Consider the following 18,405-nt stretch of genomic DNA (forward strand, 5'->3'; position numbering starts at 1 on the left):
CTCAGATTATAATGATTATAAAATAATAAATCTTATAATTAATTGTGAATGAATTTCATTTTCAATTATGTAAAAGGAGCTGAGAATCAAGTGAATGAAACCCGCACGTTTCCTTACCCGAAACATTGGAAGGAACTGAAATTCCCAGGACATATGAAAGAGCACGCCGAACTGATTGCCGCTCTTGTCAGTGGTATGCTTCTGCTTTCTGCCTGGATAGGAGAAAACTACTGGTCTCCCCCTGTGTACATCACTTTGTACCTTTCCGCCTTTATCATTGGTGGATTTGCCAAGGCGAAAGAGGGATTAGAAGAAACGCTGGAAGACCGGTCATTGAATGTAGAGCTGCTGATGATCCTGGCCGCTGTTGGATCGGCCTCCATCGGTTACTGGACTGAAGGAGCCATCCTGATTTTCATTTTTTCTTTAAGCGGAGCTATGGAAACCTATACGATGAATAAGAGCCATAAGGAAATCTCCTCCCTCATGAACCTGCAGCCGGAGCAGGCGCTGCTTGTTACAAATGGACATCAACAATGGGTGCCTGTAGAACGATTAACCGTCGGAGATGTCATTCGTGTGAAGCCAGGGGAACGTGTTCCGGCTGACGGAGTCATTTCTGAAGGAACATCCACTTTGGATGAAAGCACGATCACAGGAGAGTCCATGCCTGCTTCCAAGGGAATGGATCACGAGGTCTTTGCAGGTACGATGAATATCGATGGAAGCCTGCTTGTAGAAGTGACAAAAGAGTCAAAGGAAACCTTATTCCAGAAAATCATTACCATGGTTCAAAACGCACAAAGCGAAAAATCGCCTTCCCAGCTGTTTATCGAACGGTTTGAAAGCACGTATGTCAAAGCTGTGCTTGGAGCAGTAGCTGTCATGATGTTTCTGCCGCACTTCTTATTTGGATGGACCTGGATGGAAACTTTGTACAGGGCGATGATTCTGCTTGTGGTCGCCTCCCCATGCGCACTGGTCGCCTCTATTATGCCGGCCACCCTTTCAGCTATTACCAATGGGGCACGTCAGGGGATACTATTCAAAGGCGGCGTCCACCTTGAACACTTGTCTTCCATCAAAGCTTTCGCCTTTGATAAAACCGGGACCCTCACAAAAGGGCAGCCGGTCGTAACGGATTTCGTCACCACGGACAAAGAGGCCGCTGATGACCTGTTATCTGTGGCAGCATCCATTGAGCAGCAATCCAACCATCCTCTCGCAAAAGCCGTCGTGACCTTTGCCGCCGGGCAGAAAGTTCCTTTTGTAAACGTTGAGGACGTAAAAAATCACAGCGGTAACGGTGTAAGCGGCTGGTACAAAGGTGAGGAATGGGCGATTGGAAAAGCCGATTTCATTGGACGGGACGACTGCTCCAGTTTTGAGGGAGGATTGTTTTCCACATTAGCTGCTGAAGGGAAGACCGTCATCTTCGTAAAACGGAACGGGCTCGTTTCGGCCCTTCTTGCCTTGAAGGATACGGTAAGAGAGGATACGAAACGGGCGGTACAGATACTGAAGGATCAGGGGATTTATACAATTATGCTGACTGGAGATAATGCTGCCACAGCGGAGGCCATTGCTCGAGAAGCAGGACTGGACCAATACATTTCCGAATGTCTTCCTGATCAAAAGCTGGAGGAAATCAAGCGGTTGAAACAGCACTTCCCTCACGTCGCTATGGTCGGAGACGGCATTAATGATGCTCCGGCACTGGCAGAGGCTGATGTAGGAGTTGCTATGGGAGAAGGTACAGATGTCGCCTTAGAGACAGCTGATGTTGTCCTTATGAAAAATGATCTTCCGAAAATCGCGCGTGCCATGGAACTTTCCAAACGCATGAACCGGATTATTAAACAGAACGTCATTTTTTCTATCACCGTCATTATGCTGCTGATCATGAGTAACTTTCTCCAGTGGCTGGATCTTCCGCTTGGCGTCATCGGCCATGAAGGAAGCACGATTCTTGTCATCCTGAACGGACTCCGCCTCTTGAAAAATTAAAAATGTAAACAGCCAGCGCTGTTCCTGGAGGCATTACAGCCGAACGCTCCTCTTCATATCCATGCTCCTTTTCTGACTGGATCATTTACAAAAGATAAGAGCTGCGAGCGTTTTATACGGCCCTGAAACGAAACGATGATAAGACAAATTCAGCAGAATGCCTGTAAAAAAAGCTGTCGGGTGTAACCCCGACAGCTTCTTTTCATCCCCATGTATCTTCTGTCCTGCGGTGGTAGGCCATGGCATTGATCTCACCACCGAGAATAATGACGATCCCGGAAAGATAAAGCCAGATCATCAGGACGATCACCCCTCCAAGACTTCCATACATCGCTGAGAAGTTTCCCAGATTGCTCACATAAAAGGAGAACAACAGCGATACAAGCTGCCAGCTGATGGTAGCAAAAACGGCTCCTCCTACGGTATCCCTGTATTTCAACCGCTTATTCGGGGCCGTTACATAAAGGAAGGAAAGAACGACATAGAAAATGACCGAGGAAATGACCCAGCGCAGTCCATTCCATAAGCCGATAAAGCTTTCGGATAAACCGAAATAAGAAAACAAATGAACTCCGATGGCCTGCCCCGCTACCGGAAGCAGAAAAGCGATCCCGATGACAACGACCATAGCGATGGTCAAGACGATGGCGATCATTCTTGAAACGATAAAGGACCGGCTCTCCTTCACGCTGTGGGCTCTGTTAAAGGCACGCATAATCGCATTGACTCCGTTCGATGCAGCCCAAAGTGTTCCTATCAGCCCAATGGATAACAGGCTTCCGTTTTCATCTGAAAACAGGGAGGTGACGTTTTCCGTAATGATCTCGAACGTATCTGCAGGAGCATACGCACTTACGAATGTGAGAACGCGCTGTTCATCAATATGTAGATACCCTAGAAGCGTGAGCAGGAATATCATAAATGGAAATAATGATAACAGAAAGAAGTAGGCAAGCTGGGCAGCCATGCCGCCTACATCATCCTCCCCGAACCGGGTGAAAAGTTCCCGGAAGAAATTCTTGATGACTTTCATGATATTCCATCACTCCTGAAATCAGGAAGCGTTGTCGGAATTGTCCGCAGCTCTCAACTGGTCGTTGACCTCCTGATTGATTTCCCCTACTTTATTTAGCATACTCTCTGCCTTGTCTAATAATTCAAGAAGATCTTCGACTCCTTTGTTCAACTGCTTGGAAAACGATTCATAGCTTACCCGCAGAGAGTGAACAGCTTCTGACGGACTTGCAGCAATCTGACGGCACTTGGATCCGGCGGCTTTCGATTTCCGGCCAACCATTGTGCGTGTATCTTTATCAATCAAGGCAGCTGCAGCACCTGCCGCAGCACCGATCAGAATTCCCTTCCATAATGTCTGTCCCATGTTTCTTCCTCCTCAAAGTTTATATTCTTTTTTTATCGAGGCCAGCAGTTCGGCACATCCCTGCTGGACAAGGTCATAAACGTAATCGAAATTCCCTGTGTAGTACGGGTCGGGCACTTCATCCACATCCAACTGCGGAAGATAGTCCATCAGCTTGGTCACAGTGACTCCATCTTTCTGCCGGATGCTGTGAAGATCCTGAAGATTTTTCTGGTCCATGGCAACAAGGTAGTCGAACTCATCCCAGTCCGTTTCCCTGACCTGACGAGCGGTCATGCCTTCATAGGAGACATTATTCCTATCTAAAATGTCCTGTGTTCCCTCATGAGGCTGTGACCCCGTATGCCAATGACCGGTCCCTGCGGAATCTACAGATATCCGATCGCTGAGGTTTTCTTTTTCCACCAGGTTCCTGAAGACCGCTTCAGCCATCGGCGACCTGCAGATGTTGCCGAGACAAACAAATAAAACTCGTATCATGTTGGTTCCTCCATCATAGTATTTCTAACTGTACTAATTCTATAAGGTGACACATAATCCTGCCTGGTGCAACTATTCTTCCATTTAATTCCCTTTACGTCTCTCCCTGAACCGCTTTTCGACACCATTTTATAAAAAGAGGTTGACAGACGCTCTGAATTTTCGGAATATTTTATACATGGAATGTTTTTATCTTTTTTTATCTTTAAGGGGGATGACAATGGGAGAACAGAGTGCACTTCATAGTTTTTTAAGTGAACTGAGTGGTCTGGTCTGGGGCCCCGTCCTGCTGATTCTGCTGGTAGGTACAGGGGTTTATTTGACTTTACGACTCGGTTTTCTCCAGTTTAAAACACTGCCTTATGCACTGAGGCTCGCTTTTAAACCGGACAAAAAGAAAAAGCCGGGTGAAAAAGGGGATATTTCCCACTATCAGGCTTTGACGACCGCGCTTGCGGCAACCATCGGTACCGGGAACATCGCCGGGGTGGCGACAGCAGTCGTGCTTGGCGGACCGGGAGCCGTTTTCTGGATGTGGATTACAGCGGTCTTCGGAATGGCGACGAAATACGCGGAAGCCGTCCTTGCCGTTAAATATCGAATTGAAGGAAAAGACGGACAGATGTCCGGCGGCCCCATGTACTATCTGTCCCGCGGCTTAAAAACCAAATGGCTCGGAAAACCGCTCGGCATTTTATTTGCCCTCTTCGGGGCCGTCGCTGCATTTGGAATCGGAAATATGGTGCAGTCCAACTCCGTTTCAGACGTTGTTGAGGGGACCTTCAACATCTCTCCATGGGTGACGGGAATTGTACTGACGCTTCTCGCGGGACTGGTTCTCCTCGGGGGAATCAAGAGTATTGGTCGTGTCACAGCCTTGTTCGTCCCAGTTATGGCCGTTTTTTATGTAATTGGGGCCTTAATTATTCTTGTGCTTAATGCCGATTTGATCCTGCCGGCCTTTGGGACCATCTTCTCGGATGCCTTCACAGCTAACGCCGTGGGCGGCGGTATTCTCGGAAGCGTGATCCGTTACGGGGTTGCCCGGGGCGTATTCTCCAATGAAGCCGGACTTGGATCCGCACCCATTGCAGCCGCTGCAGCAAGAACCGACTATGCCGGACGTCAGGCGCTCGTATCAATGACCCAGGTCTTTATTGACACCATTATCGTTTGTACAATGACTGGGCTGACCATCGTCATGGCCGGTCAGTACCAGGGCGGACTTGACGGCGCGGATCTGACCTCTGCATCCTTTGAGCTTTTCCTGGGTGAATTCGGGGCTTATGTTGTTACCATCGGTTTGATTTTCTTTGCTTTCTCCACGATCGTGGGCTGGTCCTATTACGGAGAAAAATGCTTCGGTTATTTAACAAACCAGCGCTTCATCGGTTTGTACAAAATTGTATTTGTAGCGTTTGTTCTCGTGGGATCCGTTTCTCAGCTGAGCACCGTATGGGTCTTCGCTGATGTAATGAACGGATTAATGGCCTTCCCGAACTTGATCGGCCTGCTCCTGTTATCCGGGGTCGTAGCGGCCGAGACGAACAAGTTCCTGAAAGTAGCGAAACAGGAAAAACAGCAGGAGAAAGAACAACGCCAGGTCGGATAATGCCGTCTGCGTACAGTCACCCTTTCTCAACAACTTGAAGCCCGAAGCAGATCCTGCTTCGGGCTGTTTTATGTCAGCGGCCGTATGCACGCCTCGTCTTCATTTTTGGCTGAATTCACATGTGTACTGACTTCATACATCGATAAATCATCCATCGTAAGCTGATCCAGGTATTCTTTCGCCTGATGTGCCTCCCACTGCACAGGTGTAATCCACCCGTCCTGCTGGTCCTGTGGAAGAATGACCGGCATGCGGTCGTGCACAGGAGCCACGTCCTCATTTGCTTCCTGAGTCAGTATGGTACACGTATAGAGGGGGTCACCGCCGCCTTTCCATTGATCCCATAAGCCGGCAAAAGCAAACAGCGTCCTGTCTTCTGGTTGAATCCGAAGCGGCTGCTTCCCACTCCCGGTTTTTTTCCATTCATAAAAGCTGTCCGCTATAATCAAGCATCGCTTCCTGCTCATCAGCTTCCGGTAACTCGGCTTCTCATGAGCGGTTTCGCTTCTGGCATTGATCATCTTATAGCCGATTTTCGGGTCTTTCGACCAGGATGGAACAAGCCCCCACTTCATGAAACCGGCCCGCTTTTCTCTGCCGTCATGAATCACAGCCAGTACCTGCTGTCCTGGGGCGATATTGTATCTTGGCTCATAACCATGAATCGGTTGGGAAATGCCGAACTCTCTAAGGACCTCCGCTTCTTCAGCTAAAAGTGTATACCTTCCACACATCGGGCATCCTCCTTTTTTCCAGTATAAAGGTTTCCCGATCCTTCAATACCCAGCCTGTTCGTGCTGCATCATGGAAAACTATTGAATTAAAATCCGAATTTATTGTCGATTTTCCGTTGATACTTCTGAAAAGCGGAGGATTCACTCCATTTTCGCTTTTCCATGAGAATGTCGAACCGGATCTGCTTTTCAGTGATCTTCTTTTTGTAGTGCGCCGATAACTGAGGGTCTTTGATTTCCGCGAGAATATCCTCAAGCTCACTGATTTCCTTTTTGAGCACCATTTCCTCCGGCAGCATGTTGGCATTTTTCAAGATCCGATAGCTGTTCCTTACTTCCTCCGGGAGGTGTGCGAATTCGTCTTTGGGAAGGGGTTTCCCGTGACCGGGCAGATGATCGAAATCCCCATCTTTCAAGGCCTGCTTGATTTTCTCTTCAACAAGATGTGCATAATCCACCGTCAACGCCCCTGTTCCACTGATTTTTCCGCATACAGCCGCATCGCATTCATCTCCTGGTCTTCTACCGGCTCGTATGCATAGGTGATCCTCCTCGATTCCTTCGGCTGGGCGATCTGGGCATAGACTTCACCAGAAAGAGAAAGACCAGCCTCTGCCGCTTCTTCCACAGATTGAGAATAGACGACCGTCTGAATACCGGAAAAATAAATGGCCGTCAGACACATCGAACAAGGTTCACCACTGGCATAAAGGACACAATCACTTAAATCGACCGAACCTCTTTGCTGCTGGGCCCGTCTTATCGCCAGCATTTCAGCATGGCCGCTCACATCAGGATGTTTGTGTAGTTCATTGCCCCCTTCGGCTATTACCTCCCCGGCAGAAACCAGAACAGCTCCAAAGGGATGACCGCCCGCTTCTACATTTTCACAGGCGAGTTCCAGTGCACGTTTGGAAAATGAATTCATAGCGTTCCTCCTAAAGACGTTTTTTCACAGACTCTTTCAACCCTTCTGCAAGAGGTTCAAGATGGATGACCTTTTCTAGAAGCTCTTTATTATCCCTGTCGTGGTAGCGAAGCTGATTCACATCATCCACCGTCACCCCGGCAGGATGAGCTTCAACAAGGCTGAGGTAATCCCCGGCCTGCACGGTTCCTTCTTTTAACACCCTCAAGTAAAAGCCGGTAAACCCTTCTTTCATGACCTGGGCGGGGAAATCATCAATTCCATGGGTACGGGCGATGATATAACAAGGTTTGCGCGGCTCAGAGATTTGAAGAAGAGCTTCCCCCATCTGGAAGATGTCTCCAATATGAACCTCTTCCTCCGACACGCCTTCCACGGTTATATTTTCACCAAAAGAAGGGAAAGCAAACGACTGACCATAGTGCTCTTCCCAATGTCTGTAATGCTGGGCGGGATAAAGACAGACCGCCTTATCTCTCCCTCCATGGTTCTTTTTATCAGCCTGCTCGTCCCCTTCAAAGTTCCAATACGATAAAAAAGCTGGTGTGGATACCGGCTTTTTTCGATACGCACTCTCTAATTCACCTTTATTCGTCTCATACGTTTCCGGCCGGCCGACATTTAAAGATAAGAGCTTATACTTCATAAAACTCCCCTTCCCTGTACTTTTGGATCCACGCCGGCAGGTAATCGTACTGCCACGCATCCATCGGGTAATCAACAAACACATCCTCACCGTTTTCATAGAGCGCCTGAATCAGTTCATTCATACTGGTGAAATAAAAGGAATACAAAAACTCATAACTGAACGGCTCCTTCGGCATATCATGATCAGCGCACACCTGGGGGTCGCTGTAATTCAAGTACGTACGGCACGGAATCGGACGTACTTCATAAGCCATACAAAGCTGGGTTTCCGGATCAAGCATCGGACAAGGCAGATTCAAACGCTTGTAGGCCAGTTTCGTATCCGGGTCTTCATAATCCATAGCGAGGGCTTCCTGAAGCTTTTTCTCCTGGGCAGGGAAGTAACTCTCCCAATGGTCAAATATCCTTTGTCTGCGCTCAGCAGAAAACTGCTCAATGGACCGGAAAAGCAGCTTCGCTTCCAATTTCGTCAGGACAATTGGAAAATAACAGCAGAACGCACACCCCATAAAACAATTCGGTTTCATCGAAGCGAAATCCTCCATACGCTCAATTTCATGGTCCACTTCAGATAAAAGCCGTTCAAATCCTTCGATAATCACAGCCTCTGTCTCTTTTTCACTATCAAGCAGATCATCTACAATCTGGTCAAAAAATCCCGGGTCCACTTCGTACGATTGGTTGATACGCTCTGACTTTTTAATAATATCTTCATGTTTCAAAAATCTCATTTTCAAACTCCTCTATCTATCCATAGTCTTATTATACATGTCACAGAGACTTTCCTACTATAAGCAGAGTCCACGAATTTCCTGTTGTTCAACCCCCATAAAACTCCTATGATATGAGAAGACATATAAGAGAATCTGTCATCTTTGGAGGTACGTCTAAATGTTATCAAATGCTGAAATCGGTATCGACCTCGGTACTGCAAACATACTTATCTATTCCAAGTCTAAAGGAATTCTGCTGAACGAGCCATCTGTCGTTGCTTACAATACTGAAACCAAGAACGTTGTTGCTGTCGGAAAAGAAGCGAAAGAAATGGTAGGAAAGACCCCTCGGAACATCATTCCTGTCCGCCCGCTTCGCGACGGTGTTATTGCCGACTATGACATGACGGCACAAATGTTGAAAGAGCTGTTGAAAAAAGTTTCCAAAAAATCAGGAATATCTATGCGCAAACCAACAGTCGTTATCTGTACGCCATCCGGATCCACGTCTGTGGAACGCCGTGCCATTCACAATGCTGTCAAAAGCTACGGCGCCAAGCATGTGCACCTGATCGAAGAGCCGATTGCCGCAGCGATTGGCGCGGACCTGCCCGTAGATGAACCGATTGCAAACGTTGTCGTCGACATTGGCGGTGGAACGAGTGAGGTTGCGATTATTTCCTTCGGCGGCGTCGTTTCCTGCAAATCCATCCGTACAGGTGGAGATGTGATGGATGAGGAAATCATCCAATACGTACGCAAAGCCTACAATGTCCTGATCGGTGAACGGACCGCAGAACAGATTAAAATGGAAATCGGCTATGCCTTGATCGATCATCCGGAAGAAACGATGGAAGTCCGCGGCCGCGACATGGTCACAGGGCTGCCGAAAACCATCGAATTGAAATCAACGGAAATCCAGCAGGCTCTGAAAGAATCGCTCGATCAGCTTCTGGAAACCATCCGCGCCACCCTCGAAGAATGTCCGCCGGAATTGAGCGGCGACATTGTCGATCACGGTGTCATCCTTACAGGAGGCGGATCGCTCCTGAACGGCATGCAGGAATGGCTGTCCAACGAAATTTCCGTTCCCGTACACATGGCCCCAAGCCCGCTCGAATCCGTAGCCATCGGAACCGGCCGCTCCCTCAAAATGATCCAGAAACTACAAAAAGCCAGTAAGTAATTCAGAAATGCGGAAGTGCCCTGGTAGTCCCGACAAGCATAAGACAAGCAGCGCAGTGGAGTGATCTTCCTCCACGGAGGTGATTGACTTATGACCTCGAGGGACTGGGCACTGCAGCTGGACATCGCAGAAATGCGGCGCCACCCCGATAGACTCGACATGCATAAGACAAGCCCTGCAGTGAAGTGATCTTTCTTCACGTAAGGGATTGACTTATGTCACGAGAGTCTGGGTGGCAAAGCTGGACATCGCAGAAATGCGGAGCCATCCCATTCAAAACCCTATATCCCGAGAGCGGGAACCTGCCAAGCCTTCCGATCAAACCCCGGGAGGCTTGGTTTTTATCCGCGTAATTAAAGGACTCTCCCCCGTTCATGTCGAAATAAGGCAGTAAGGAATATCCGTTACTTTTCACTTTCCATGAATTGAAAGGTTTTAAAATTTCCTATAAGGTTAAAAAAGTGGATAGAACATGTGAAAAGGAGACTAACGAATGAAACTATCAACAATATTAAAATGGGTGACCGGAGGATGTGAGGCACTTCTTGCTATTCCATTCATCGGGGGATTATTTGTAGTCGGAAGCGGATGGAACGCCCTTCTCTTTATGTTTGTGGCGCACTTGATTACTCTGATCTTTGCCGTACGGGACAATCGGACTTATGCAGGCAGTGTACTCGGGTTAATCACAAGTGCCCTTGCGTGGATTCCTGTTCTCGGCTGGATCCTGCACTCCGTTACCGCCATTTTCCTATTAATAGACGCCGGACGAGCGACCAGTTTAGATAAAAAAGCATAACTAAAGGGGGCATTCAATGTTTACTATTATTTGTTTTTTCAGAGTCGAACAGCGAAATATAGACAAGTTTTTGAAAATCACCAAAAAGTCTGGAGAAATCCTTGAAAATCACGGGACCCTTGAGCACAACATTTATTTTGCCCGCGAGTTAACAGGACGACAAGGTTCCATGGGGCTGCTGAACCTGGTGGAAATGGAAGAGAATGAGGAACTATTCCTCGGCCAATCGGTTTTTGAAAGTGAAGAGCACTATCATAATGTTATGAAAGAAGTCGGTTTTGATGATATGATCCACTATCTGGATGGGAACATCAAGGATATTGTAGAAATGAACCGTGTCGTTACATCAAGCTTTACAACAGAACGCGTTGCAGAAACCAATTAATCACGGAGGTGCAGATCGATGAGAATCGTTGTATTAGGTGCAGGTGCTCTCGGCGCCTATTTTGGGGCGCGCTGGGAGGAAGCTGGTCATGAAGTGATCAACCTCGTCCGGGAAGGCCGTGCAGAACAGCTGGAGAAGAATGGTTTGCAAATACATAGCGAAATGGGCAGCTATGAGTCGGACACTCCCATCATCGCCAGAAGTCCAGAGGAAATCCACGAGCCTGATTTGGTGTTTCTTGCGGTTAAAGGATATCACCTCCACGGGACGATGGACTGGCTGAAGGCCCTTGTCCAAAAAGGAGCCAAAGTATTTCCAGTCCTCAATGGTATGGAACACATCAGCATCCTCCAGAAAGAGCTGGGGGAAGAAGCAGTCCTCGGCGGGCTTTCTTATATCATAGCCACCCTGGATGATGCCGGACATGTCGTCCATACAAGTGAATTCCATGATTTAGTATTCGGTCCTCTTCATCCATCCCAGCAGGCCGTCTGTGAAGAGCTGGCTCTTGCCTGCAATCAGGCAAATATGACCGGGACATTAAGTCCGAACATCCTTGAGGATATGTGGAAAAAGTACATGTTCATTACAGCTTTTTCAGGAATTACAACGGCTGTCAATCAACCCATCGGTGTTGTCCGCAGCTTTCCACAAACCCTGCGTATTGCCGAGCGTATGCTTTCAGAGATGAAAGAACTGGCAAATGCCCATAAAATTAACCTGACAGAGGAACACGTTCAAAATGGCTTCGAAAAACTGCGCAGCCTTGGAGAAGATATGACGTCTTCCATGCACCAGGACCGCAGGAAAGGCCTGCCTTTGGAAGTAGAGCACCTGCACGGAGGCGCACTGCGTCTCGGCAGTGAAGTCAATCTGTCCCTCCCCTGCATCGAAACGGTTTTCGGAATGATCAAACCCTATGAAACGTTCCAGCAATAACAAATACCGCAGCGGACACCTGCCAGGTGCCTGCTGCGGTATTTTATTTCGCATAATCTTGGACTTCCGGACGCTTGCCGTACTGAAGCTCCCGGATGGACAACCCAAAATCCATCTGCAGGTGAGGATAATCCTTGAAGTTTTCCCAGTCCCCTCCCCACGTGAATCCAAGATCCTTAGCTATATCTACAACTTCCATCCAATCCGATTCCCCGTTGTCATTTCCGTCATAATTCATATCCCAGACGACACGCCCGTCTTTCGTTTCAATGGCAAAGTCGATGGCAAGACCGTAATTATGATAAGATTCCCCGCCTTCTGCATAGGTTACAATTCTGCCATCTTCGGACCTTCCCTGCTCATAGAGAGCATCCTGCTCCCCGACTGAGCGGTGACCATCTGTAATGACGACAGCAATCCCTTTCTCTTCGGCATGGTTGACAAGTTTCCCTTTATTCTCCTGAACAGCAGGATGAAGGGTGTCAGGAATTGGCACATCCTCTTTCTTCAAAAAGGAAGGCCCCGCTTCATTTTCAATATATGGAATCACATAAAAGAACAATAGACCGATTCCGATGATCCCAATAAGGAACTTCAGAAAGTTTACTAGAATCCGCACACATGTCTCTCCTCTTTCTCTTTAACTAGAGAATACCACAAACCCTTCCCCACCGAAACGAATCACACTCTGCCAATGTTTTGCATAAACAAAGCAGACGAAGACAGGAAAAACTCTTTTCGAATTTATGAGGAGCAATGATATAATAACAGGAGATTCGACACAGGCCGGGAGAAGGATGTACATGAAACGACTACTAAGAAAACCAAAGCGCACACTCTATGAATTGTTGATGGTCGGCCTTGCCGCTCTGTCCATTGCCACCATATGGCAGCAGACAGGCTACAACAGTGTCATAGTCTGGTCCACGTGGTCGATTTTTTTCCTCGACTTTCTTTATCGTTTGATAACCAGTGAAAAGAAGTGGGAGTTCATCAAGAAAAACCCCTTCATCGTTATAGCGGCTGTTCCTCTGGATGCAGTCTTCCAAGTGGCGCGGGTCGCCCGGATTCTCCACCTGCTCCGCCTGAAATCCATGACAAAGTACTATACCATGCCTTTTATCCGCTTTCTAAAGCGCCAGCATCTTTCAGGAGTCCTTGGAATCACCTTCCTTCTTATCTTCCTGCTGATTATCCCTCTAAACTTGTACGAACAGGAGCTGGAAACCTACGCAGATGCGATGCAGAGCGCTGTCCTCTCCCTCACTTTTTTCGGAAAATCCGGATTTGAACCAGAGACAGCTGCCGGTCATATCATCATTGTCATCTTCACCATCCTCGGCGTCATCATTCACGGATTAATCATCAGCACCGCTGTCGATTACATCATGCAGATTCCATTTATCCAAAACATCAAACAGAAGTTCACCAGCAAATAAACCGTGGGCACCCGCTCGTTCCTGTCCGCGGGCATTTGCCGTCTATGGCACGATCCACATAAACAGCTTGCGTCGGACAGGCACAACTTCATTAAACCTCTATCTAAAAAGGGAAGGTCTTCTATTTCACAGGAGAGCTTCCCTTTTTGTCCTTCAAAGCGGAAAATCTACAAGTTGAAGAGTCCAGTGTGTCATAGGCGTTTAAGGAATGGTAGAAAAAGGAATAGATAAGCAGAATACAATCATCGATGGAGGTGGACAGCTGTATGGCTGAAAAGAACAAAAAACAGAACAACCGTCTGGCAGAGGATGATCAAAGCTTCAAGGAAAAGCTGGAGAAAGAAAAATTGCTGGATAATGTCCCCGACGAAGAAATGCGTCAAAAACTCGCTCACGACGAAAAGAAACACAAAAAAACCAAGAACGATTCACTTACGGAAGAAGAATTTGATGAGGACATGAAGCCTGATCAGAAGGACTAGGTTTATTTTTCAATAAGCTGGGGAAAGCTTATCTATGTACCGACGCCGCCGTTCAATCGTAAATCAATTAAACATCATGGTAGACGATACTCAAAACGATATTTGACATACATTAACTTCTAATCTATACTAGGTATTGATGCTCGTTAAAGAGCAATTCGGAAAAAGAAAGAGTGATTTGTATGAGACTGGCATTCTGCTACGTTTTGATACGACTTAATCACACTGGATCAGCTTCGGAGCTGTAAGGATGCAATAGAGGTAGGGATTGCGTCGTTTAAGTTGCTTAAAAACTACCATGTAGAATTAAACAACCGCGGCAATACCGTGGATCAATCTATCCACGAAGACTTGTTTATCTAACACAAGGTGAAAAACTTCAGATATTTTCCGAAAGTACAAAAGCGCACCGAGGGTATTCCCCGGTGCGCTTTTTCCATAGGAGTGACGTTTAATCCTTTTCTCTCATGGTAATATAGCCATAGAGGGAAGGAGTTTTGATGATGACCGATTACTTAAGCCGTATAGAGCCTGAAGAAGTACGCTTCTTTATGGATGTTACAGAATTTAAATCGATCGTTTTGGAAATGCTCGGTGAAGCACGGCACGTTGTGCAGGTGGAAGTGAGCTACGAGATTGTAGAAAATCCCGGCGCATCTTCTTTAATTCGTCCCATGATCCAATTGACGGAAATCAGCCGCTTTACAGAAGAAGACCGGCATAAAGTCTTACAATCCGGTTTCTCCATTGATCGTGAGCCTTTTGTTAACGGGGACTATGCGATGGAACAAATTTTCGGAACCGAATATACAATCGCTCATGCCGAAGAAGATGATGACGGGGCTTTTTTCACCATAGAAATGCCTTATCGATATTATTCTGCATTGGCAAATCCATAAAAAAGGTGCCGTCTTTAGACGGCACCTTTTGGCTTGTCAGCCTTTTATTCGTGAATATGCTTGACTCTTCCAACCTGTCCATCCTGCAGACGCACTTTAATGCCGTGCGGATGAGACGGAGATTTAGTAAGAATGTCCTTCACTTTCCCTCTTGTCAGCTTTCCTGTCCGCTGATCCTGTTTCAAAACGATATCCACTTCTGCTCCAGTCTGGATATCACTGCGTTTTTCTCCACTCATCGAAATCCTTCCTTCCATCTGACCATTATCCATTTATCTTACCACAGGCCTTGGAAAGAAAACATAGCAAAAGCACCCGGATCCGGGTGCTTTTCACTGATCAGCTGGAATAATTGAATTGATTCTGAATGGTCCCTTTTTCCGTATGAATGATGGCCGACGTCCCTTTGTTCTGGGCAATCTCCTTCGCACGATCGATCGCATCCTGCTTGTTCTCGTAGATTTTCGTCGGTTGTTCGGCTCCTTCTGCTTTGACAGCCCAGCCGTCCTCATGAGGAACAACGTGTTCTGCCTGGTTCTTAGATTCAGCCACAATGAATTCCTCCTTTAACTAATGTATAAAAACAATATCCTGTTTCCACCCATTTTAAACATAAAATTCCATTTTAAAAAGATTGTTTCCTCTGAATGGTCCCGTCCTTCTTATGAATAATCACCTGCGTCCCTTTATTTTCAGCGATTTCTTCTGCCCGGTTGACTGCTTCTTGTTTGGTTTCATAAACATTGGACGGCTTTTCTGCATCCTCCGCTTTGACAGCCCAGCCCTGCTTGTGAGAAAGGACATGTTCGCCTTTGTCCATCAATTCCGGACGCGCTTGCGACTCTCCATCCTCTCCCTTTTCTCTGCTCCTCAGTGCCTTGTCACTCATCTGCTTTACTTCTTTCCGTTCTTCCTCGTCCGCATGACTGCTCCATTCCTTCGCCTGTTCAATGGCAATCGGAAGGGCTCTTCCTTCCTCATACCCTTCGTCCAGCATAGCATTGGCGATATCTATGGCCTTTTTCCGGACCGTTGTATCCAAATTCTTCAATGAACTTGGATAATCGTCGTTATCCCACGGCATCCTTGATCCCTCCATTTCCTTGTTTATTCCTTTATTCCCTTCCACCCCTATCCTTTAACCCTTTGCTGTAATGGATTCTTAAATTGAAAGCGGCCTTAAAATAGGCTACGATAAGAGGTAAGGATTTTTTCAGCCTTACGACAAAACTCAAGGAATAAAGGAGGTTATTGTATGGATTGGTCCCTGCATCCCTTAGGTGATCAGGCGGTTTTGATTGAATTCGGAAACGAAATCAGTGAAGAAATCAATCAGACTGTGCAGGCGGCAGCAAGCAGCCTCGACGAATGGCAGCCGGAATGGATGATCGAGTACATTCCCGCTTTTACGACGGTGACACTTTTTTATGATCCTCTTTACATAGCCAATCATAAAACCTCACAGAACCAGCTCCCCTACGATTGGGTTCACCATCAGGTGTCTCAATTTTTGTCCACTTTAACAATCAAGGCATCCGGGTCGGCCCGGACGGTTGAAATCCCTGTCTGTTACGGTGGAGAGCTCGGTCCGGATCTGGCTTATGTGGCTGAGAAGAATGGGTTGACAGAAGAAGAAGTCATTGAAAGACATATGAACGGAGACTACTTGGTTTATATGATCGGTTTTGCACCCGGTTTCCCCTATATCGGCGGTATGGACCCAGCCATTGCAACACCCAGGAGGAAAGATCCTCGTTTGAAGATCCCATCCGGTACGGTCGGGATTGCCGGCGCCCAGACAGGCGTCTACCCTTTGGAAACACCCGGAGGATGGCAGTTGATCGGTCGAACACCATCGAAAATGTTTGATCCATCAAACGAAGAATCTCCCACTCTTCTACAGGCTGGAGACCGGATTCAATTTAAAAGGATTACCCAAAAAGAGTATGAAAACCTGAAGGAGGGCGGAGAATGATACATGTATTGAAACCCGGACTCCTTACGACTATTCAGGACTTTGGCAGGTACGGACATCAAAAGCACGGCGTCATTGCCAGTGGAGTGATGGATCAGGAAGCTTACCGGATTGCCAATCTTCTGGTCGGCAATGAACAGCACGCCCCTGTTCTTGAAGTTACGTTAATGGGTCCTGTACTGGAATTCCAGCAGGACGTCTGCCTGTCCATCTGCGGCGGCGATCTGACTCCAATGATTAACGGAGAACGTGTAGGGACATGGAAACCTCTTTACATAAAACAAGGCAGTGAACTTCGTTTTGGAAAACCAAAGACCGGATTTCGTGCCTATTTGGCTGTGGCAGGCGGATTTGATATCCCTATTACAATGAACAGCGCGTCGACTTACATCCGCGCCGGCATCGGCGGACATCAAGGACGACCGCTCGAGAAAGGGGATGTTCTTGAACCTTCTCCTTTTTCTCCCTTCTCCAAGCGTGTGATGGAGCAGCTGAAATCAGACGCCGGCGACTCCAGCTTCCACGAGGCTTCCTGGTACGTCGGACATGACTTCAACCACAATGGATATACAAAGGATCCAATCCGGATTATGCCGGGGCGGGAATATGATTGGTTTGATGAAGAAAGCCGGGGCCGCTTGACGAGTGAGACATTCAACATTGACTCCAAATCGGACCGGATGGGCTATCGGTTGACCGGATGCCGGTTATCAGCCGTGGAAGAACGTGACCTTCTCTCAGAGGCTGTAACCTTCGGGACGATTCAGGTTCCGGCCGAGGGAAACCCGATTATTCTTCTCGCAGACCGTCAGACGACCGGCGGCTACCCAAAAATCGCTCAAGTCGCTTCTGTCGACCTTCCAAGGCTGGCGCAGATGCGTCCTGGAGAATCTTTTTCGTTTACGATGATCACCCATGAGGAAGCTCAGCGCTTGTATCTGCAGCAGGAGAAGGATATTAAGCTGTTAGCGCGGGGCATTGAAATGAAATTAAAATAAGGGGGAATACGCATGTACGTTGTTGATTTGAACTGTGATATGGGAGAAAGCTTTGGGTCCTACACAATCGGACGGGACGAAGAAATGATGAACTATGTGACTTCCGTGAATATCGCCTGCGGCTATCACGCTGGTGATCCATCCATTATGAAGAAAACCGTACGCATGGCCATCCAGTATGGTGTAGGAATCGGTGCACACCCGGGCCTTCCGGATCTGGCTGGTTTCGGCCGCCGACCAATGGAGATTTCACCAGAGGAAGCGTATGATATGGTCGTTTACCAGGTCGGTGCGCTTCAAGGGTTTGTCCAGGCGGAAGGCGGGCAGCTCCAGCATGTCAAACCACACGGCGCCCTTTTCAACATGGCCGCTAAAAACCGCCCGCTGGCTGACGCTGTTGCCAAAGCAGTTCATGACGTGGATGCTTCACTCATCCTGTTTGGGCTGGCCGGCAGTGAATTAATCCACGCAGGTAAAGCTGCCGGGTTGAAAACAGCAAGTGAAGTCTTTTCCGACCGTACCTATCAGGAGGATGGCTCTCTCACTTCACGCCGGGAACCGAATGCCTTGATTACCGATCATGAAGAAGCGGTTAATCAGGTGATTCGTATGGTCAAAGAAAGAAAAGTCTCAACGCTTCAAGATATCGATATCGATATCGATGCCGAAACGATTTGTATCCACGGGGACGGCGCAAGCGCTGTTGACTTCGCAAAATACATACGGGAGGCTTTCCAGGAATCAGGCATCCAGCTTGAAGCTATCGGATCGGTCTTATCACGATAAGTAGAAAGGAGAAC

General features: G+C 47.6%; 24 protein-coding genes. 12 read left to right on the plus strand and 12 right to left on the minus strand.

Translation table 11 applies throughout. The features are described 5' to 3' along the window. The first annotated feature begins 153 nt into the window (after nucleotides 1-153). Nucleotides 154-2,007 carry a heavy metal translocating P-type ATPase gene (locus ACXADP_RS16685; RefSeq protein WP_474970353.1) on the plus strand — a complete coding sequence of 618 codons (1,854 nt, stop codon included), beginning with the start codon at nucleotides 154-156 and terminating at the stop codon, nucleotides 2,005-2,007. Between the two features lie 202 nt (nucleotides 2,008-2,209). Here the strand turns inward: ACXADP_RS16685 and ACXADP_RS16690 are convergent, their stop codons facing one another. The 3 genes from ACXADP_RS16690 to ACXADP_RS16700 are packed head-to-tail and all read right to left on the minus strand — an operon-like array spanning nucleotide 2,210 to nucleotide 3,868. After that, nucleotides 2,210-3,040 carry a YihY/virulence factor BrkB family protein gene (locus ACXADP_RS16690; protein WP_474967590.1) on the minus strand — a complete coding sequence of 277 codons (831 nt, stop codon included), beginning with the start codon at nucleotides 3,038-3,040 and terminating at the stop codon, nucleotides 2,210-2,212. Between the two features lie 21 nt (nucleotides 3,041-3,061). Beyond that, nucleotides 3,062-3,388, minus strand: coding sequence for a hypothetical protein (locus tag ACXADP_RS16695; protein WP_027956162.1), 327 nt, complete (start codon nucleotides 3,386-3,388; stop codon nucleotides 3,062-3,064). Nucleotides 3,389-3,400: 12 nt separating this feature from the next. Next, a complete protein-coding gene (locus tag ACXADP_RS16700; RefSeq protein WP_474967589.1) occupies nucleotides 3,401-3,868 on the minus strand; it encodes a low molecular weight protein-tyrosine-phosphatase in 468 nt (155 codons plus the stop codon). A 220-nt stretch (nucleotides 3,869-4,088) separates the two neighbouring features. Here ACXADP_RS16700 and ACXADP_RS16705 point away from each other — a divergent pair, with 220 nt between their 5' ends. Next, nucleotides 4,089-5,480: an alanine/glycine:cation symporter family protein gene (locus ACXADP_RS16705; RefSeq protein ID WP_474967588.1), complete on the plus strand. Its 1,392-nt coding sequence runs from the start codon at nucleotides 4,089-4,091 to the stop codon at nucleotides 5,478-5,480. 68 nt (nucleotides 5,481-5,548) lie between these two features. Here the strand turns inward: ACXADP_RS16705 and ACXADP_RS16710 are convergent, their stop codons facing one another. The 5 genes from ACXADP_RS16710 to ACXADP_RS16730 all read right to left on the minus strand — a co-directional run bounded on the left by ACXADP_RS16710 (nucleotide 5,549) and on the right by ACXADP_RS16730 (nucleotide 8,521). Further along, a complete protein-coding gene (locus ACXADP_RS16710; RefSeq protein ID WP_474967587.1) occupies nucleotides 5,549-6,214 on the minus strand; it encodes an SOS response-associated peptidase in 666 nt (221 codons plus the stop codon). A gap of 86 nt (nucleotides 6,215-6,300) precedes the next feature. Continuing rightward, entirely contained in the window at nucleotides 6,301-6,672 is a 372-nt protein-coding gene (locus ACXADP_RS16715; protein WP_474967586.1) for a DnaJ family domain-containing protein, read from the minus strand. Nucleotides 6,673-6,674: 2 nt separating this feature from the next. Beyond that, nucleotides 6,675-7,142, minus strand: a complete 468-nt coding sequence (locus tag ACXADP_RS16720) for a nucleoside deaminase (protein WP_474967585.1) — start codon at nucleotides 7,140-7,142, stop codon at nucleotides 6,675-6,677. 10 nt (nucleotides 7,143-7,152) lie between these two features. Further along, nucleotides 7,153-7,788 (minus strand): MOSC domain-containing protein, encoded by a 636-nt coding sequence (locus ACXADP_RS16725; protein WP_474967584.1) that lies wholly within the window; start codon nucleotides 7,786-7,788, stop codon nucleotides 7,153-7,155. Beyond that, complete coding sequence (locus ACXADP_RS16730) at nucleotides 7,778-8,521, minus strand: YkgJ family cysteine cluster protein (RefSeq protein WP_474967583.1); 744 nt, start codon at nucleotides 8,519-8,521, stop codon at nucleotides 7,778-7,780. The genes ACXADP_RS16725 and ACXADP_RS16730 overlap by 11 nt, the downstream gene beginning before the upstream one ends. Nucleotides 8,522-8,681: 160 nt before the next feature. Here ACXADP_RS16730 and mreBH point away from each other — a divergent pair, with 160 nt between their 5' ends. The 4 genes from mreBH (at nucleotide 8,682) to ACXADP_RS16750 (ending at nucleotide 11,812) form a co-directional block, all read left to right on the plus strand. Continuing rightward, nucleotides 8,682-9,689: a rod-share determining protein MreBH gene (mreBH, locus tag ACXADP_RS16735; RefSeq protein WP_027956173.1), complete on the plus strand. Its 1,008-nt coding sequence runs from the start codon at nucleotides 8,682-8,684 to the stop codon at nucleotides 9,687-9,689. A gap of 493 nt (nucleotides 9,690-10,182) precedes the next feature. Beyond that, nucleotides 10,183-10,488: a hypothetical protein gene (locus tag ACXADP_RS16740; protein WP_474967582.1), complete on the plus strand. Its 306-nt coding sequence runs from the start codon at nucleotides 10,183-10,185 to the stop codon at nucleotides 10,486-10,488. Between the two features lie 16 nt (nucleotides 10,489-10,504). Further along, nucleotides 10,505-10,873 carry a DUF1428 family protein gene (locus tag ACXADP_RS16745; RefSeq protein ID WP_206934166.1) on the plus strand — a complete coding sequence of 123 codons (369 nt, stop codon included), beginning with the start codon at nucleotides 10,505-10,507 and terminating at the stop codon, nucleotides 10,871-10,873. Between the two features lie 18 nt (nucleotides 10,874-10,891). Next, nucleotides 10,892-11,812 (plus strand): ketopantoate reductase family protein, encoded by a 921-nt coding sequence (locus ACXADP_RS16750; protein ID WP_474967581.1) that lies wholly within the window; start codon nucleotides 10,892-10,894, stop codon nucleotides 11,810-11,812. Between the two features lie 43 nt (nucleotides 11,813-11,855). Here ACXADP_RS16750 and ACXADP_RS16755 read toward each other — a convergent pair whose 3' ends face one another. Next, complete coding sequence (locus ACXADP_RS16755) at nucleotides 11,856-12,431, minus strand: M15 family metallopeptidase (RefSeq protein WP_474967580.1); 576 nt, start codon at nucleotides 12,429-12,431, stop codon at nucleotides 11,856-11,858. Between the two features lie 184 nt (nucleotides 12,432-12,615). Between ACXADP_RS16755 and ACXADP_RS16760 the strand changes: the two genes are divergently transcribed. The 3 genes from ACXADP_RS16760 to ACXADP_RS16770 all read left to right on the plus strand — a co-directional run bounded on the left by ACXADP_RS16760 (nucleotide 12,616) and on the right by ACXADP_RS16770 (nucleotide 14,632). Further along, entirely contained in the window at nucleotides 12,616-13,251 is a 636-nt protein-coding gene (locus ACXADP_RS16760; protein ID WP_474967579.1) for a hypothetical protein, read from the plus strand. A gap of 266 nt (nucleotides 13,252-13,517) precedes the next feature. Then, the gene (locus tag ACXADP_RS16765; protein WP_474967578.1) at nucleotides 13,518-13,733 is read left to right on the plus strand and encodes a hypothetical protein; all 216 of its coding nucleotides are present in this window, start codon (nucleotides 13,518-13,520) and stop codon (nucleotides 13,731-13,733) included. A 503-nt stretch (nucleotides 13,734-14,236) separates the two neighbouring features. Continuing rightward, nucleotides 14,237-14,632 (plus strand): hypothetical protein, encoded by a 396-nt coding sequence (locus ACXADP_RS16770; RefSeq protein ID WP_474971956.1) that lies wholly within the window; start codon nucleotides 14,237-14,239, stop codon nucleotides 14,630-14,632. 44 nt (nucleotides 14,633-14,676) lie between these two features. On the opposite strand, the gene ACXADP_RS16775 is transcribed toward ACXADP_RS16770, so the two are convergent. From ACXADP_RS16775 to ACXADP_RS16785, 3 genes are all read right to left on the minus strand, one after another. Next, complete coding sequence (locus tag ACXADP_RS16775) at nucleotides 14,677-14,871, minus strand: YwbE family protein (RefSeq protein WP_474971957.1); 195 nt, start codon at nucleotides 14,869-14,871, stop codon at nucleotides 14,677-14,679. Nucleotides 14,872-14,971: 100 nt separating this feature from the next. Beyond that, a complete protein-coding gene (locus tag ACXADP_RS16780) occupies nucleotides 14,972-15,184 on the minus strand; it encodes a DUF2188 domain-containing protein (RefSeq protein WP_474967573.1) in 213 nt (70 codons plus the stop codon). A gap of 73 nt (nucleotides 15,185-15,257) precedes the next feature. Then, on the minus strand, nucleotides 15,258-15,716 hold the full coding sequence (locus ACXADP_RS16785) for a DUF2188 domain-containing protein (protein ID WP_474971958.1): 459 nt from the start codon (nucleotides 15,714-15,716) through the stop codon (nucleotides 15,258-15,260). A 171-nt stretch (nucleotides 15,717-15,887) separates the two neighbouring features. Here ACXADP_RS16785 and pxpB point away from each other — a divergent pair, with 171 nt between their 5' ends. From pxpB to ACXADP_RS16800, 3 genes are read left to right on the plus strand one after another with little or no spacing between them, the layout of a single operon-like run. Next, complete coding sequence (gene pxpB, locus ACXADP_RS16790) at nucleotides 15,888-16,607, plus strand: 5-oxoprolinase subunit PxpB (protein ID WP_474971959.1); 720 nt, start codon at nucleotides 15,888-15,890, stop codon at nucleotides 16,605-16,607. Next, nucleotides 16,604-17,605 (plus strand): 5-oxoprolinase subunit C family protein, encoded by a 1,002-nt coding sequence (locus ACXADP_RS16795; protein ID WP_474971960.1) that lies wholly within the window; start codon nucleotides 16,604-16,606, stop codon nucleotides 17,603-17,605. Before pxpB ends, ACXADP_RS16795 begins: the two co-directional genes overlap by 4 nt. A 12-nt stretch (nucleotides 17,606-17,617) precedes the next feature. Next, the gene (locus ACXADP_RS16800; RefSeq protein ID WP_474967569.1) at nucleotides 17,618-18,391 is read left to right on the plus strand and encodes a LamB/YcsF family protein; all 774 of its coding nucleotides are present in this window, start codon (nucleotides 17,618-17,620) and stop codon (nucleotides 18,389-18,391) included. Nucleotides 18,392-18,405: the final 14 nt, after the last annotated feature.

The sequence above is a fragment of the Halobacillus sp. AWH4_228 genome (assembly GCF_056158365.1).